Here is a 14254-nt window from a genome sequence, read left to right as displayed (position 1 = left end):
ACGCGCTTCGCCTGACATGCTGGATCTACAAAAAAACAATATTGCCGCAGCGCGGGCCGCCGCGGCGATGCCGGAAGAGCCCGCGCTTCGGCATGCGGGAACAAATGCCGATCTACTTTCTTTATTTCGTCATAGGAGATTTCGCCGGAGGAAAAGCATGAAGATTTTCAGACGACGTGGATCGGAAGGTACAATCGCCACAGGCGCAGTGGTCCTGTTTCCAGTCTTATGCGTGATGCTTTGGACGGCACTTCATCTTCAAATTTGGCCCTGACATCTCTGCATAACATTGCGATCACCTTATTTGATGTGATCGCATTCAACGACTTAAGCGAATTACTTTCAGCTTGCCTGCTTCAACACGTCAGGGACGTCTTCACCGGGCGTGCCCAGCCAAACCCCAAGTTCGCGAAGCCGGTCCTGAATTTCTGATACACCTATTGAAGATGTCGGCACTCCCCTTGTAGCAGAAAGGGTGGCAGCAATGGCCGCCGCTTCGCCTGTCATCGTGCAGGCCGGAACGTTACGCGTCGAGCCGAAGGCAATCGCGTCAGCGGAGATACAGCGGCCCGCGACGATGAGATTGTCGATCTTCATCGGCACCATCGTGCGATATGGAATGCCAAAGCCAATGCCAACATGATCCATGATCGCCCTGCTGCCACCCGGTTCATGCACGTCAACTGGCGAATTGCAGAGCCCTATGGCATCGTCGAAGCGGCGATTACCGCGCACATCTGCTTCAGTGATGATGTAATGACCGGTGATGCGGCGTGTTTCGCGAACGCCGAGTTTCGGTGCGACCTCAAGGAAAATCGCGTCCTCAAACCCTTTCACGTAACGCTGCAGGAAATCGAAGGCACAATAGGCCTGCTTGCGGATTTCGATTTCGGCCCGGCTGAGATCCCGGTCGTCGAGGCCGTTGCCTTGGAAGCGGGTTACATTGACGCTGATTTCGCCGGGGATCAAACCGGTCTTCATGGTAATGTGATCCTTCGGGATGATCCAGTCGAAGCCTTCCGCCACCTTGTCCTTGATGCGCTGCTGAAACCCGGTCAGCAGGACCGCCATGGCATAGTCTTCGTTGCGGTCGCCGGCTTCCTTCGGATAGACGACTTCCCACATGTCGGCGCGGTTGGCCTCGCAATCGGCGATCAAGGCCGGAACGTTGACGTTGAGAACCCGGAAATAGGATGTGATCGGCTGGGTCAGCCCGTCGCTCTCGCGACCCAGCATGAAATCGGCACCGGCGAGCGCGGCCACGTCGCCGTCGCCCGACGCGTCGACGAAGGCCTTGGCGAGCACCAGGCTTTCGCCCGATTTGGTGCGGATCAGCAGCCCATGCACCGCATTGCCCTTCATCACGGCCTGGGTCACATTTGCGCGCAGCAACACTTCCACGCCCGCCTCCTCGACCATTTCGATGATCACACGCTGCATCACCTCGGCGTCGAACGTACCGGTATATTTACCCCAGTAGGATTCGCGAACCCGCCCGTCCGCGCCCTTGTAGCCGACGCAGCGGTCCAGCATCTCATGGAAGATCGTCGAGTTGATCAGCCCGGTCGGCTTGGTCAACCGGCCGCCAGTGATCAGGCCGCCGAGAAAGCCCGTGCCTTCGAGCAGCAACACGCTCGCCCCCTCCCGCGCCGCGCGGATCGCGGCGACGATGCCGGAAGAGCCCGCGCCGGTGACAACCACATCGTAATAGCCGAAGAGGTTCATGGTCAGTCCTTTCATTATCCGTTCGTGAGCCCATTAGGCTCAGCCGGTGTATTCCATGATGTAGAGACCGGCATTGTAGTCGGTCACATAGATGAGTCCGGCCTTGTCGACGAAGATGTCGCAGGACTGGATGATCGGTTTTTTGCCAGGCCGCTGGTCCATCATCGAACGCGGCGGCGGCGGGACGAGGGCGCCGACTTCCTTTGGCAGGCACTCGTCGGAGATGTCGAAGATTCGAACGCCGGCGTTCTGCCAGGTCGAGAAGATCAGCGACGAACTCTGGAACGTGTCCGGGCGGTTTTCGTGGATGTTGTGCGGGCCATAGTGCGCGCCCTTGCGGGCGTAGCTGGCATCGGAAGGTGGCGGCATGGTCGACAGCGGGATCGGATTGGCTGGATCCTTGACGTCGAAGATCCAGATGTTCTTCAGCCCATCCTCGAAATCGTCGAGTACAGCTTCGTCCAGCACGACGAGCAGGTCGCGGTCGGTGAGCGGCAGGCAATTGTGCGTGCCCCCTTGGAACGGCGGCGACCAGTTGACATGCTTGATCAGCTTTGGATTGGCGCGGTCGGCGACGTCCATGACGACCAGGCCGGCATCCCGCCAAGCGCCCCAGGCGATGTCACCGCTGACGAGAGCGTGGTGCAGGCCGAACTTACGATTGGCTGCCCAGCTCGGCGTCTCGCCGGCTGCCTGATGCATGCCCGGCAAGGCGTAGCGCCCTGCCTCGCGCGGATTGGTCGGATCGGACATATCGACGGTCATGAAGATGAAATCGGTATAGCCATCCAGCAGCGCCGAGACATAGGCCCACTGGCCGCCCGTCCACCAGATGCGGTGAATGCCGCCTGAGACCGCCATGAAGCCAATGCGACGCGGCTGGCCTGGCGTCGATAGATCATAGACGGCGAGGCCGGCGTCCCAATTGCGCGCCGTGTTCGGTGCCGCCGTTCCAAGCGCTGCGCCCGCAGCGGCCTTGTAATAGTTGGCTTCATCGGCGAAGGCCGCATCGGCAAAGACATCCTTACCGTGAATAACCAGCAGCAGTTCGTCGGCGACCTGGAGATGCACATTCCATGTATTTGGTGGAGCCGCGACATAACCGGCCGGCTTCGGGTTTTTCGGATCGCGCACGTCAACGATGGAAAATCCCTGGCTGAACAGATGTCCAATATAGGCAAACCCTTCATGCACCATGACCTGGATGCCGTCGGCCTTGCCGCCCTGATCGGAGTGGCCGATGAGCCGCATGTTTCGGGCATGGTCCGGTGTCATCAGGTCGTTCATCTCGTCTGCTCCAAATAGTCCTACGGCATATCAGTCAACGCGCGGGGCGCGGCGGTCCAGGCCACGCCCCGCAGTCTTGCGACGAAGCTTTACTTCACCATGTTGCCCCAGTTGTCTTTGCTGTCGACGTTCTCCTTCCAGATCATCACTGGCTGGATCAGCGTCTCCTTCTGGACCGGCTTGCCGGCGAAGTGGTTCTCCATCTCGCCAACGATGGACGTGCCCATCGAGAACGGATTCTGCCCGACGTCGGCATCCTGCGTCCCCTCGCGGATCCGCTGCAGGCCGAGCGGTGTGCCGTCGAAGCCGATGACCGGGATATGACCTTCTTCACCCGGCTTCTTCAGGCGATCGATCTGCCGCAGGGCGGAGACAACACCGCGGATCATTTCGTCATTATGTGCCCAGATCGCCGCAACATTGGGATCGCGAGTGAACGCATCGACCGTGAGCGTCTGGGCGTTGTCGGCGGTCCACTCGGCCTTCAGCGTTTCGATCTTAATGTCTGGATACTTCGCGTCCATCTGATCGTGGAAGCCCTTGTAGCGCTTCTCCGACTGGCCGGAACCAATCGCGCCGCGCACCTCGAGCACCAGGCCCTTGCCGCCGGTGACCTTGGCCACAGCGTCGGCTGCCGCCGCACCGCCGGCAACGTCATCGAAGGTGTTGTAGGCGATCCACTCGCCTTCGGGCGGAAGGTTCTCCAGCATGAACAATGGAATGCCGGATTCATTGGCCTTGCGCACGCCACCCTGAAGCAAGGTGGCATCCACCGGGTTCAAAAGGATGATGTCGGGCTGCTTGCTGACTACGTCTAGCAACTGCGTCGTCTGCGTGCTGGCGTCACCCTTGCCGTCATAGACGGAGATGTTCATCCCCTTTTCCGCGGCAAGCTTCTTGACGTGATCGACCAGCGTCACCTGATATTCGTACTGCAGGCCGAAGGCGATGTAAGCGAGGTTCTTGCCCTTCAGCACGCTGTCCTGTGCGAAGGCCGATGTTCCGCTGGCCAGCATCGCAGCACCCGCGGCCAGTCCCAGAAATGTGCGTCGTGTCGTTTTCATCAGGCTTGTCTTGTCCATGGTCTTTCTCCTCCCAGTTGGACCGTCTTCCGAAGTGCGGCAACGGTCAGCCCTTCGCAGAACCCTGACGGTGTGCGCTGCTGTCATTGCCGTCGTAAAATTTCGCTTCCAGACAGGTCGGCCTAAGCACTGCTTTGGTTCACCCTGTCCGTCGTCTCATGCGGTCCGACTTTACGACCGCAAGCTCTGAACGCCTCCGTTGCCGTCAGGACGTTTTCGGTGTGGATTTCGCAGCTTTCGCGATCACCTTCTTGCGCATTCCTGCCTCAAGATAGCTGCGGCGGTAGACGTCGAGGGCAGCTGCAGCGGCGATAACCAGTCCGCTGACCACCGAGTCCCAATTTGGCGGGACGTTCAAAAGATTGACCGCATTCTGGACCAGGCCGAGTAAAAGGACGCCGAGCAGCATGCTGCCGATATTTCCCTCTCCGCCGAACAGACTGACCCCGCCGATGACAACGGCCGCAATCACTGCCAGTTCAAGTCCTTGCGCAGCGGTCGCCGCGCCCGCTTCGAAGCGCGCAGTGATCAGCAGGCCGGCGATTGCCGACATCAGGCCCGATATCATGAAGGCGGCGATGACGACGCGCTCGGTTTTGATACCGGCGAGGCGCGCTGCGAGCGGATTGCCGCCGGTGGCGTAGACCGACCGGCCGAACTGGGTGCGTGAGAGAACGATCTGTGCCAAGGCGGCAAGTACGAGCGTCAGCACGATGACGCCCGGAACGCCCAGAAAGCGGCTCGCTTGCAGATCGATGAAGATTCTCGGAACCGGGGCAATGTTGGTGCCGCCGGAGTAAATATACGCCATACCGCGGCCGATGGTCATGGTCGCCAAAGTCGCGATCAGCGGCGGAATGCGCAGCTTTGTTACCGCCAGTCCGTTGACGAGGCCAATCCCGAGACCCGCGCACAGCGCCAGAATGATGGCGATCTCCGGTGAAAGGCCCTGGAACTGCACGAGGCCGACCGCGAGCACCGAGGACAACACCAGCACGGATGCAACGGAGAGATCGATGCCGGCGACAAGAATGACGAAAGTCTGCCCAATCGCGACCACGGCAATGATCGTTGCCGATTGCAAGACGTTTTCAATATTGCGCACGGTAGCGAAGACCGGACTCATCGCCGTCATGATCAGGCTGCCCAGCAGGATGATGACCATCAGGCCCAGGCTCTGCATCAGGTCGATGAACGAAATGCGCCCACGCAAGGCCGAAAGACCACTGGATTGCGGCACTCGATCGGCCATTGGTGCGTTCTCCATAACCATATTGCGTTCTCCGACTTCGGCGCCGCGCGTTCGAGTTTGGAACGGGCACTGTGTTCTTGCTTCGGGTTGCTTCAGCCTGTCGTGGCAAAACTCATGATCGTCTCCGCTGTCGCCCGTTCCTTTGGCAGTGACGCGGATATGCGGCCGGATCGCATGACGAGCACGCGGTCTGTCAGGGTCAGGATTTCAGGCAGCTCGGAACTGATCAGCAAGATGGCCATGCCGCCCTCGGCCAACCGCAGGATCAGTTCGCTGATTTCCGACTTCGCCCCAACATCGATACCCTTGGTCGGCTCATCGAGGATGAGCAGCTTTGGCTTGCGCGCCAGCCAGCGAGCGAGCACGACCTTCTGCTGGTTGCCGCCGGAAAGCGTTGACACACGGGTTTTCGAGGACGGCGTCTTGACCGCGAGTGCGCGAATTTCACGATCCGCAATCGCCTGTTCCTTGGCCATCGACAGGAAACCGAATCTGGAAATCCGGTCGAGCAAGCTCAGCGTTACGTTGCTTTTCACGCTCATCAGCCCAACAAGCGCCTGCTGGCGCCGGTCTTCCGGCACGAGCCCGACGCCGGCTTCGATAGCCGCCTTCGGGTCATTCGGCGGAATGGCAATGCCGCCGATCTCGACCGAGCCACTGTCATAGGGGTCGATGCCGAAGATGGCGGCAGCGAGTTCACTGCGTCCGGCACCGACAAGGCCGGCCATGCCGACGATCTCACCGGCGCGGACCTCGAAGGAGATGTTTTCCAAGACGTTTTCGCGCGTCAGCTTGCTGACTTTCAGGACGACATCACCAACAGGACGCTTGGTCAGTATGGTATCGCGCACCTCGCGTCCTACCATCATGCGGATGACCTTATCGTGGTCTAGTTCCGAGATTGGGCGGGTGCCGATAAGACGACCGTCGCGCAACACCGTAACGCGGTCGGCGATACGAAATACCTCTTCGAGCCAATGCGACACGAAGACGATGCTCATGCCCTTGCTTTTGAGGTCCTCAACGACATTGAAGAGCCGGTCGATCTCAGGCGGCGACAAGGATGTCGTCGGCTCGTCCATGATCAAGACTTTGGAATCCTCCGAAATTGCCCGTGCGATCTCGACAAGTTGCTGATCCGCGGAAGACAGGCGACCAGCGGGAGTCGATGGATTGAGATGCGGTGCAACGCGGGCCAATGCGCGAGCCGCCCGCTCCTTCTGAAGTCGCTTGTTGAGCCAGCCATACCGTGTCGGCCAGCGGCCGAGCATGATGTTTTCCGCCACCGACATGGCGGGCACCAGGTGGGCGTCCTGATGGATCGTCGCTACACCCACACGGTGCGCCGAGGACGGATCGGGACTGAGCGCAACGCCATCGACCGTGATCTCGCCGCGGTCAGGTGCGTAAAAGCCCGCCATCATCTTGATCAGCGTCGACTTGCCCGCACCATTCTCTCCAAGAAGAGCGGTGACTTCGCCAGCGCGAACGTCGAAATCGACGTTGTCGAGTGCCAGCACGCCAGGAAAAGACTTGGTGATGCCCTTGGCAATCAGCACGGGCCGCAGATCTTCAGCCACTGAAATGACTTCAGCGACGCTCATGACACAGCCTTGATCATGCGCAGACGAACTGCGCCGCGATACAGCAGCATGAATACGATCCTCCCGGACGACCTGTTCCTCAAGGCCGAAGCAAAGCGCCAGCCTGAGGCCATCGCCGCCAATACGGACAACGCTATGTGGCTCGAATGAACTTGTCAACTGGTAGATACAGCGGACCAGTTGATTTTTTAAGAAGGCCTGTGAGCCTGATGATGGCTGCTCTTAGTCGCTGCAGCAGAGCACTCCGAAGACTCAAACCAAGGCTACGCCTATGACATTTTTCATAGTTCTTGAGTGCAAGACGGGACATTAACAGCTGTTACGCTCCAGTTTCCACCCATTACGCGCGCGGTATACACGTCTTCCAACACGACAAATTCCGGTCCAACCAGTTGCGAGAAATTTTACGCACAGGGAGTGACATGCAGCTCATGATGGTTTAACTGGACTAGGTAGCAGTCCAGTTTTGGTGAGCCCATGGTAAGCCCGATTTCGCTTCTCAACGAAACCCTCCACAAGCAAACGGCCAAGGAAATGATCCGAGACAAGATCATCTCCATGATCGCATCAGGCATCCTCCAGATCGGAGACGAACTGCCGAGCGAGCGGGAACTGGCGACCATGCTGACGGTCAGTCGCGAGACCGTTCGCGGCGCGATCCAGCGCCTAGCCGGAGAAGGGGTCGTGCAGGTGTCGCAGGGCGCGCGCACACGAGTGGCGCGGGTGGATGTCGATGTCGGAACCCAGCGAATCGGCGTGACGAACCCAACCTCGATCAACGGATATAGCCTGGACGCCGTACACGCCGCCCGCCTTTTGGTCGAAACATCCGTGGTGGCGGACGCTGCCCGGCATCTCAGCGACGACGACATAAAACGCCTCGAAGATTCCATCGTCGCCCAGGAACAGGCTTTCAACGATCCGGTGCGCTTCCTGATCTGCGACCGCGAATTTCATCTGACCATCTATTATGCCTCGTCCAATCGGCTGCTCGCCGATTTCGTGGTCGATCTTTATACTTATCTGCTCGACCATCGCCGCATCGCCATGGCGCAACCGGGGGCAATCGAGAAGAGCCTTGAAGACCACCGGTTCATCGTGCGTGCGCTCAAGATGCGCAATCCGGAAGCGGTTTCAGCGGCATTTTCCGAGCATATTCTGCGAATTCACGACACAACGCTGGCTGTCGACAACAGCAAACGGCCCGATCCGGCAAAGGGCGCGCACCCCATACCGTTCATTGCCGGCGGCAAGAAGGAGTCGGCCTGACATGAACATACTCATCATCGGTGCGGCCGGCATGATTGGCCGCAAACTGACGCGCGCGCTGATCGAAAAGGGCGAAATTAACGGGAAGCCCGTCGAACGCATGGTGCTTGCTGATATCATGCAGCCACCCGCGCCGGATTTTCCCGGCGCGGTCGAGACGTTGGAAGCCGACCTTTCCCAGCCAGACATCGCAGAACGGCTGATCAGTTCAAGACCCGACCTCATCTTCCATCTGGCAGCTATCGTTTCGGGAGAAGCCGAGGCTAACTTTGAGAAAGGGTATCGCGTCAATCTGGACGGTACGCTTTCACTGTTTGAGGCTATCCGCAAAGCCGGGCTGGAACAGCCCTACACACCCCGCCTCGTCTTCACCTCCTCGCTTGCCGTGTTCGGCTCTCCGCTGCCCGACGTCATCGGCGACACTCAATGCCTCACACCGCTCACCAGCTATGGCACGCAGAAGGCTATCAGCGAGTTGTTGCTTGCCGACTACTCGCGAAAAGGCTTTCTCGACGGGATCGGCATCCGCCTTCCGACTATCTCCATTCGTCCAGGCAAGCCCAACAAGGCCGCTTCAAGCTTCTTCTCAAGCATTCTGCGCGAACCGCTGATCGGCGAGGAGGCCGTGTTGCCGGTTAGCGAAAGCGTGCGCCACTGGTTTGCCAGTCCGCGCGCAGCCATAAGCTTTTTGCTGCATGCCGCCGAAATCGACACATCACCGCTTGGTCAGCAACGCTCCATCACCATGCCGGGCTTGTCGGCGACGGTCGGCGATCAGATTGCAGCGCTCCGGCGCGTCGCAGGCGATGCGGCGGTCAAATTGATCCGGCGCGAACCCAATGCAGCAGTCGCGGAAATCATCGACGGTTGGCCGCGCAGTTTCAGTGCTCAACGTGGCGAGGCGCTAGGGTTCAAGGCCGAAAGCTCGTTTGACGATATCATCCGGGTTCATATCGAAGATGAACTCGAAAACGCCGTGCCAGAGCGAGTGTAATATGCTTTTGGGGGCGATTGCCGACGATTTCACCGGCGCAAGCGATCTTGCCAATACGCTTGCCAAGGAAGGCATGGCAACGACACTGTTCGTGGGTGCCGGCGGCAAAGCAGGCGATTGCGAAGCGGGCGTCGTTGCCTTGAAAACGCGTTCGATACCAGCGGCGGACGCCGTTGCCCAGTCGCTTTACGCTGCTCGCTGGCTGATGGACCAAGGCTGCCGCCAATTCCTCTTCAAATACTGCTCGACCTTCGATTCGACGCCGCACGGCAATATCGGACCGGTCACGGAGGCTCTACTCGATTTGCTAGGGACCGACATCGCCATCGTCTGCCCGGCATTTCCGGCGACAGGCCGGCGCATCTTCATGGGGCATCTGTTTGTCGGCGACCGGCTTCTCAACGAGTCCGGCATGCAGAACCACCCGTTGACGCCGATGACGGATCCGGATTTGCGACGCTTCCTGCGGCTGCAAACCAAGGGTGAGGTGGGCGCGATCCATCTCGACACGGTACGCAGCGGTCCTGAAGCGCTGAGCAGTGCATTCGCTGCGGAGCGCCAAGCAGGTCACCGATTGGTGGTCACCGACGCGATCGACGATGATGATTTGCGCCGTATCGGCAAGGTCGCCACCGACCATCGGCTCATCACTGGCGGCTCGGGCATCGCCATCGGCCTTCCGCGAAATTTTCGTGACAAAAACCTGCTCGGAAACAAAGTGCGGCCCCTGCCCGTCCCGACCGGACGCGGCGCCGTCCTGTGCGGATCATGCTCTTCGATGTCCCAGAAGCAAGTGGCCGACTATAGCCGCGACAATCCCCATTATGCGCTGGACACCGGCGCCCTCATGGCCGGCAAACTCACCGTATCGGAGGTGACCGACTGGGTGCTTCAGAACAGCCACGCCAACCCCCTCGTATACTCGACCGCCGACCCTGGAACTGTGTCCAGTGCCCAAGCTGCGTTCGGTCGAGACAGCGTTGCCACGACGATCGAGCGTTTCTTCGGCGAGCTCGCGCTAGCTTTGGTGGACAGCGGGGTACGGCGGCTTGTGGTTGGCGGCGGAGAAACATCCGGTGCCGTTGTAGAAGCCTTATCGGTTCGAAGCTTGCGGATCGGCGCGGAGATCGATCCGGGCGTGCCGGCATTGGCGACCGAGCGGAACGGCCTACTGGGGCTGGCGCTGAAGAGCGGCAATTTCGGCGCCGTCGATTTCTTTGCAAAGGCGTTGCAACAGGTCGGCACGGCATGAGCGAGCAGCGAATCCGTAACGACATCGTCAAATGGGGGCGCTCCCTGTTTGAACGTGGCCTGACAGCCGGATCATCGGGCAACATCTCCGTGCGGCTGGACGACGGTTTTCTGATGACCCCGACCAATTCGTGCCTCGGTTTCCTCGATGCCGAACGCCTGTCGCGCCTCGACGCAACCGGCAACCACGTCTCCGGCGATGCGCCGACCAAAGAACTGTCTCTGCACTTCGCCTTCTACGACCAGCGCCCACAGGCGCGAGCGGTGGTACACCTGCATTCGACTTATGCAACCGCCCTCTCCTGCCTCGCCGATGTCGATCCAGCCGATGCCATCCCGCCGATCACGCCCTACGTCGTCATGCGCGTCGGTCGCGTGCCGGTCATCAGCTATACCCGCCCGGGATCGGCCGATATCCGGCCTTTGATCGAAAGCATCGCGGTCGATCACGCAGCGGCGTTGATGCAAAACCACGGCCCGATCGTCACAGGCACCTCGCTGGAAGCCGCGGTCTTTGCCATGGAAGAGCTCGAGGAGACCGCCAAACTGGTGCTTCTGACGCGCTGGATGCCTGTGAGGTTGCTCAACACCGAGGCGATTGCCGATCTGAACCAGACCTTCAAGCTGAAATAGACAAATGCAAAAATTCTCCGCCAATCTGGGTTTTCTTTGGAGCGACCGCCCCCTGCTCGACCGCATCGACGCGGCCGCCCGCGCAGGCTTTAAAGCTGTCGAACTGCACTGGCCCTACGACACCTCAGCCGAGGAGGTGAAGGCCCGATGCGCGTCCAACCACGTTGTACTGCTAGGCCTCAACACAGCGGTCGGCCATGCCACGAAGGGCGAGTTCGGCTTGGCAGCACTTGCAGGACGGCAGGGCGACTTTATCCGCTCGCTCGACCAGGCAACCGCCTATGGGCGCATTGCGGGCGCCACGTCCATCCATGTCATGGCCGGGGTCGTCGCAACCGATGAGAAGGCCAAGGCGCGAAGCATCCTTGCGGAGAATCTCGCCTTGGCGGCGGAAAAGGCTCCCGATCTGACCCTGCTGCTCGAGCCGATCAACCAGCGCGACAAACCGGGATATTTCTACTCGACCATTGAAGAAGCGGCATCCCTGATCGCCGAGATCGGGGCGCCGAACCTCAAGATCATGTTCGATGTCTATCATGTCGGCGTCAGCCAAGGCGATGTTTTCACCCGGTTGAAGAGACATCTTCCTGACATCGGCCATGTCCAGATCGCCGCCGTGCCGAGCCGGGCGGAGCCGGATGAGGGCGAGATTGCCTACTCCGAGATTTTCAAGCAACTCGACCGGCTTGGCTATGAAGGCTGGATCGGCTGCGAATACAAGCCCCGCGCCGACACCGACGCGGGTTTGCGCTGGATAGAGACGCTCGGCGTCTCGCTTTAGACGACGAGAGGGAGGATTTTATGCTTGCGATCAAGACGGCACTGACCATAGAGGCTGCCAAAGCCATAGCAACCGCATGCGAAGCCGATGCAAAAGCCAAGGGGTTGCGCGTCGTGATCGCCATCGTCGACGACGGCGGTCACCTCGTGCTCTTACACCGCGACGACGGTTCACAGGTTGGGAGTGTCGAAATTGCTACTCTCAAAGCGCGAACCGCGGTGCTCTTCCGCCGTGATACGAAGGCCTTTCAAGACGTTGTGGAAGGAGAAGGACGCCTCGCTCTCCTGTGCATCCCAAACGGCATCCCGCTCGATGGCGGCGTCCTGCTGAAGCATGGCGACGACATCATCGGCGCCGTCGGGGTGAGCGGAGCCAGCGATGAAGACGACGGCGATATCGGCCGTGTTGGAGCCGCCATTTTGCAGAGCGGGCTTGCCAACTGAAGAAGAGGTCTTCCTGGGAACGCTGAGGCGCCGAAAGCTCTACCGGCTCTCGACCCGCAGATTGAGATAATTGGAATCGAAGCCTGCGAATTTCGCAAGCTTTGCAAAATCGGGAATGGTGACGTCGAACTGCTCCCAAATAATCCAGTTCGTCGCACGAAGATCGCGGATGGTTCTGTTCGTATGCACAAGGGAGAGACCGAGAAGATCTGCAATCTCGGATTGCGTCAGAGGAAAGCGGAAGGTTCTGTTTTTGATGTGTCCTATGGCCTCGAGCCGTAAGTACACTTCGCACATCAGATGGGCCAATCGCTCGGCTGGAGTGTGCCTCCCAATCAGGGCCGTCATCTTCCGCTGAATGGCGGCGTCAATCGTCGTCGACATCCAAAGCAGACGTGTCAGATGCGGTGCCTGTTCGGTTATTGCGCGCAGGCTTTCATGCGGTATGAATACCGCCACGCACTCGCTCAACGCAACGACGCTGTGATCCATCTGCTTGAGCACCAAAGCATGCAGATCGACGAAATCGCCGGCAACGTGCAGTGCTGTCAGCTGCCGGGCGCCATTTCTCCCGTGAACCGCACGCGCCGTCCAGCCAGAGTAAATGAAGCAGCTATTATCCGGGCGCGAACCTTCGGCCACGATCTCTGCTCCCTTTTGGAAAAGAACAGTTCGTTGCGGGAGCGACAGCAATATATCACGCTCCTCGCCAGTGATGACGTCGCGATGTGAGAGATACTGGCAGAGGAGATGGATGGCAGTCGACATGTCTTGGTTCCAAATTGCGATACCGATAGCGTGTCGGCCTAGCCTTCGCCAAGAGGGAGGAACTGTATCAAATGTTAATGGAACGGCGTACGCCTATTTCGAGTTCGTAGTCAGGTACTCCCTAACAATCAAATTCAGCTACGAGGAGAGAAAATATGGCCAAAGAAAAGACTTTGGAAGATCTGTTCCATGACACGCTCAAGGACATTTACTATGCCGAACGCAAAATCTTGAAAGCCCTCCCAAAGATGGAGCGTGCCGCCCAATCCGATGAACTGAAGGCCGCGTTTCAAAAGCACAGGGACGAAACTGAAGGCCATGTCGAGCGCTTGCAACAGGTTTTTGAGATTCTCGGGAAGCAGCCGCGTGGGAAGACCTGCGACGCCATAGAGGGTATCGTTTCCGAAGGCGAGGAGATCATGGATGACTATAAAGGAACTGCCGCGCTTGATGCCGGCTTGATTTCGGCGGCACAGGCCGTCGAACATTATGAGATGACACGTTACGGAACCCTCAAGCGTTGGGCCGAGGAACTTGGTCTGGCGGACGCCGCGGCGTTGCTCGACGCGACGCTTCAGGAAGAGACGAAGACCGACGGTGACCTTACGAAACTGGCCGAGACTTCGGCTAACGACAGGGCGAAAGCCAGCAAGGCAGCATGATGCTTTCGGCCGGCGTGACGCTCGTCACGTCGGCAGCCCTGTCTCCAATTGATAGGACGCGACATGATCAATGACCCGCCGGAAACGGTCGACAAAATGGATCGCCAGTCCGAGGCGTTGGCTTGCGTGCTGGAATACAGAGAGGGGGATCGGGTTCTGAGTACCGACCAGGCTATATTTCCTAACGTGTCAGCGGTGCGAGACGAGACGGAGCGGTCGGCCATCCATATGGTCGAAACGTTTCGGACGACTGCGGATACCGACGACTGGGTGGTCCGGGCGGTCGATGCGGCTGGACATGTTCTCGCGTCGGTCAGTTTTGGTGAAGCCTTTCAGCTTTCTGCTTCCCGAATCACCAGCATGGACGATATGCCTAAGGATTAGAGTCATCAAAACTCACGTGAGATGTACATGTCAGAAGAACAACCTCCTCCAAGGCGGGTACGAAAAGGTCTGGGCACCATAGCCGTTCTCATTCTCGTCATCGCCGTCATCATTTTTTT

General features: G+C 59.2%; 14 protein-coding genes. 8 read left to right on the top strand and 6 right to left on the bottom strand.

Annotated elements, in window-relative coordinates; all coding sequences use genetic code 11:
* Positions 1-342: 342 nt before the first annotated feature.
* The 5 genes from ICI42_RS11230 to ICI42_RS11210 all read right to left on the bottom strand — a co-directional run bounded on the left by ICI42_RS11230 (position 343) and on the right by ICI42_RS11210 (position 6950).
* Positions 343-1740 (bottom strand): FAD-dependent oxidoreductase, encoded by a 1398-nt coding sequence (locus ICI42_RS11230; RefSeq protein ID WP_230980284.1) that lies wholly within the window; start codon positions 1738-1740, stop codon positions 343-345.
* 24 nt (positions 1741-1764) lie between these two features.
* On the bottom strand, positions 1765-3012 hold the full coding sequence (locus ICI42_RS11225) for an LVIVD repeat-containing protein (RefSeq protein ID WP_230980283.1): 1248 nt from the start codon (positions 3010-3012) through the stop codon (positions 1765-1767).
* An 89-nt stretch (positions 3013-3101) separates the two neighbouring features.
* Positions 3102-4094 (bottom strand): sugar ABC transporter substrate-binding protein, encoded by a 993-nt coding sequence (locus tag ICI42_RS11220; RefSeq protein WP_188164663.1) that lies wholly within the window; start codon positions 4092-4094, stop codon positions 3102-3104.
* A gap of 205 nt (positions 4095-4299) precedes the next feature.
* A complete protein-coding gene (locus ICI42_RS11215) occupies positions 4300-5346 on the bottom strand; it encodes an ABC transporter permease (RefSeq protein WP_188164662.1) in 1047 nt (348 codons plus the stop codon).
* Positions 5347-5438: 92 nt separating this feature from the next.
* Complete coding sequence (locus ICI42_RS11210) at positions 5439-6950, bottom strand: sugar ABC transporter ATP-binding protein (RefSeq protein ID WP_188164661.1); 1512 nt, start codon at positions 6948-6950, stop codon at positions 5439-5441.
* Positions 6951-7427: 477 nt separating this feature from the next.
* On the opposite strand from ICI42_RS11210, the gene ICI42_RS11205 reads away from it, so the two are divergent.
* The 6 genes from ICI42_RS11205 to ICI42_RS11180 are packed head-to-tail and all read left to right on the top strand — an operon-like array spanning position 7428 to position 12321.
* Positions 7428-8219 (top strand): FadR/GntR family transcriptional regulator, encoded by a 792-nt coding sequence (locus ICI42_RS11205; RefSeq protein WP_188164660.1) that lies wholly within the window; start codon positions 7428-7430, stop codon positions 8217-8219.
* A 1-nt stretch (position 8220) separates the two neighbouring features.
* Positions 8221-9213, top strand: a complete 993-nt coding sequence (gene denD, locus ICI42_RS11200) for a D-erythronate dehydrogenase (RefSeq protein WP_188164659.1) — start codon at positions 8221-8223, stop codon at positions 9211-9213.
* 1 nt (position 9214) lies between these two features.
* Positions 9215-10465, top strand: coding sequence for a 3-oxo-tetronate kinase (gene otnK, locus ICI42_RS11195; RefSeq protein ID WP_188164658.1), 1251 nt, complete (start codon positions 9215-9217; stop codon positions 10463-10465).
* Positions 10462-11097, top strand: a complete 636-nt coding sequence (otnC, locus tag ICI42_RS11190; protein ID WP_188164657.1) for a 3-oxo-tetronate 4-phosphate decarboxylase — start codon at positions 10462-10464, stop codon at positions 11095-11097. Before otnK ends, otnC begins: the two co-directional genes overlap by 4 nt.
* Before the next feature lie 4 nt (positions 11098-11101).
* Entirely contained in the window at positions 11102-11878 is a 777-nt protein-coding gene (locus ICI42_RS11185) for a hydroxypyruvate isomerase family protein (RefSeq protein ID WP_188164656.1), read from the top strand.
* A 20-nt stretch (positions 11879-11898) separates the two neighbouring features.
* Positions 11899-12321, top strand: a complete 423-nt coding sequence (locus tag ICI42_RS11180; RefSeq protein ID WP_188164655.1) for a GlcG/HbpS family heme-binding protein — start codon at positions 11899-11901, stop codon at positions 12319-12321.
* 39 nt (positions 12322-12360) lie between these two features.
* On the opposite strand, the gene ICI42_RS11175 is transcribed toward ICI42_RS11180, so the two are convergent.
* Complete coding sequence (locus tag ICI42_RS11175) at positions 12361-13089, bottom strand: Crp/Fnr family transcriptional regulator (RefSeq protein ID WP_188164654.1); 729 nt, start codon at positions 13087-13089, stop codon at positions 12361-12363.
* 155 nt (positions 13090-13244) lie between these two features.
* Between ICI42_RS11175 and ICI42_RS11170 the strand changes: the two genes are divergently transcribed.
* Both ICI42_RS11170 and ICI42_RS11165 read left to right on the top strand, forming a co-directional pair.
* A complete protein-coding gene (locus ICI42_RS11170) occupies positions 13245-13751 on the top strand; it encodes a YciE/YciF ferroxidase family protein (RefSeq protein ID WP_188164653.1) in 507 nt (168 codons plus the stop codon).
* 63 nt (positions 13752-13814) lie between these two features.
* Positions 13815-14135, top strand: a complete 321-nt coding sequence (locus tag ICI42_RS11165) for a DUF6894 family protein (protein WP_188164652.1) — start codon at positions 13815-13817, stop codon at positions 14133-14135.
* Positions 14136-14254: the final 119 nt, after the last annotated feature.

It is taken from the genome of Oryzicola mucosus, assembly GCF_014534685.1.
GTDB classification, from domain to species: Bacteria; Pseudomonadota; Alphaproteobacteria; order Rhizobiales; family Rhizobiaceae; genus Oryzicola; species Oryzicola mucosus.
The sequence above is the reverse complement of the archived record's forward strand: the minus strand, read 5'-3'. Positions and strand labels throughout refer to the sequence as shown.

What these genes read in the sequence shown, in the direction of transcription:
- ICI42_RS11175 (WP_188164654.1), bottom strand. Translation starts at nt 13,089, where the DNA reads ATGTCGACTGCCATCCATCTCCTCTGCCAGTATCTCTCACATCGCGAC.
- ICI42_RS11165 (WP_188164652.1), top strand. Translation starts at nt 13,815, where the DNA reads ATGATCAATGACCCGCCGGAAACGGTCGACAAAATGGATCGCCAGTCC.
- otnK (WP_188164658.1), top strand. Translation starts at nt 9,215, where the DNA reads ATGCTTTTGGGGGCGATTGCCGACGATTTCACCGGCGCAAGCGATCTT.
- ICI42_RS11225 (WP_230980283.1), bottom strand. Translation starts at nt 3,012, where the DNA reads ATGAACGACCTGATGACACCGGACCATGCCCGAAACATGCGGCTCATC.
- ICI42_RS11205 (WP_188164660.1), top strand. Translation starts at nt 7,428, where the DNA reads ATGGTAAGCCCGATTTCGCTTCTCAACGAAACCCTCCACAAGCAAACG.
- ICI42_RS11170 (WP_188164653.1), top strand. Translation starts at nt 13,245, where the DNA reads ATGGCCAAAGAAAAGACTTTGGAAGATCTGTTCCATGACACGCTCAAG.
- ICI42_RS11230 (WP_230980284.1), bottom strand. Translation starts at nt 1,740, where the DNA reads ATGAAAGGACTGACCATGAACCTCTTCGGCTATTACGATGTGGTTGTC.
- ICI42_RS11180 (WP_188164655.1), top strand. Translation starts at nt 11,899, where the DNA reads ATGCTTGCGATCAAGACGGCACTGACCATAGAGGCTGCCAAAGCCATA.
- ICI42_RS11185 (WP_188164656.1), top strand. Translation starts at nt 11,102, where the DNA reads ATGCAAAAATTCTCCGCCAATCTGGGTTTTCTTTGGAGCGACCGCCCC.
- ICI42_RS11215 (WP_188164662.1), bottom strand. Translation starts at nt 5,346, where the DNA reads ATGGCCGATCGAGTGCCGCAATCCAGTGGTCTTTCGGCCTTGCGTGGG.
- ICI42_RS11220 (WP_188164663.1), bottom strand. Translation starts at nt 4,094, where the DNA reads ATGGACAAGACAAGCCTGATGAAAACGACACGACGCACATTTCTGGGA.
- ICI42_RS11210 (WP_188164661.1), bottom strand. Translation starts at nt 6,950, where the DNA reads ATGAGCGTCGCTGAAGTCATTTCAGTGGCTGAAGATCTGCGGCCCGTG.
- denD (WP_188164659.1), top strand. Translation starts at nt 8,221, where the DNA reads ATGAACATACTCATCATCGGTGCGGCCGGCATGATTGGCCGCAAACTG.
- otnC (WP_188164657.1), top strand. Translation starts at nt 10,462, where the DNA reads ATGAGCGAGCAGCGAATCCGTAACGACATCGTCAAATGGGGGCGCTCC.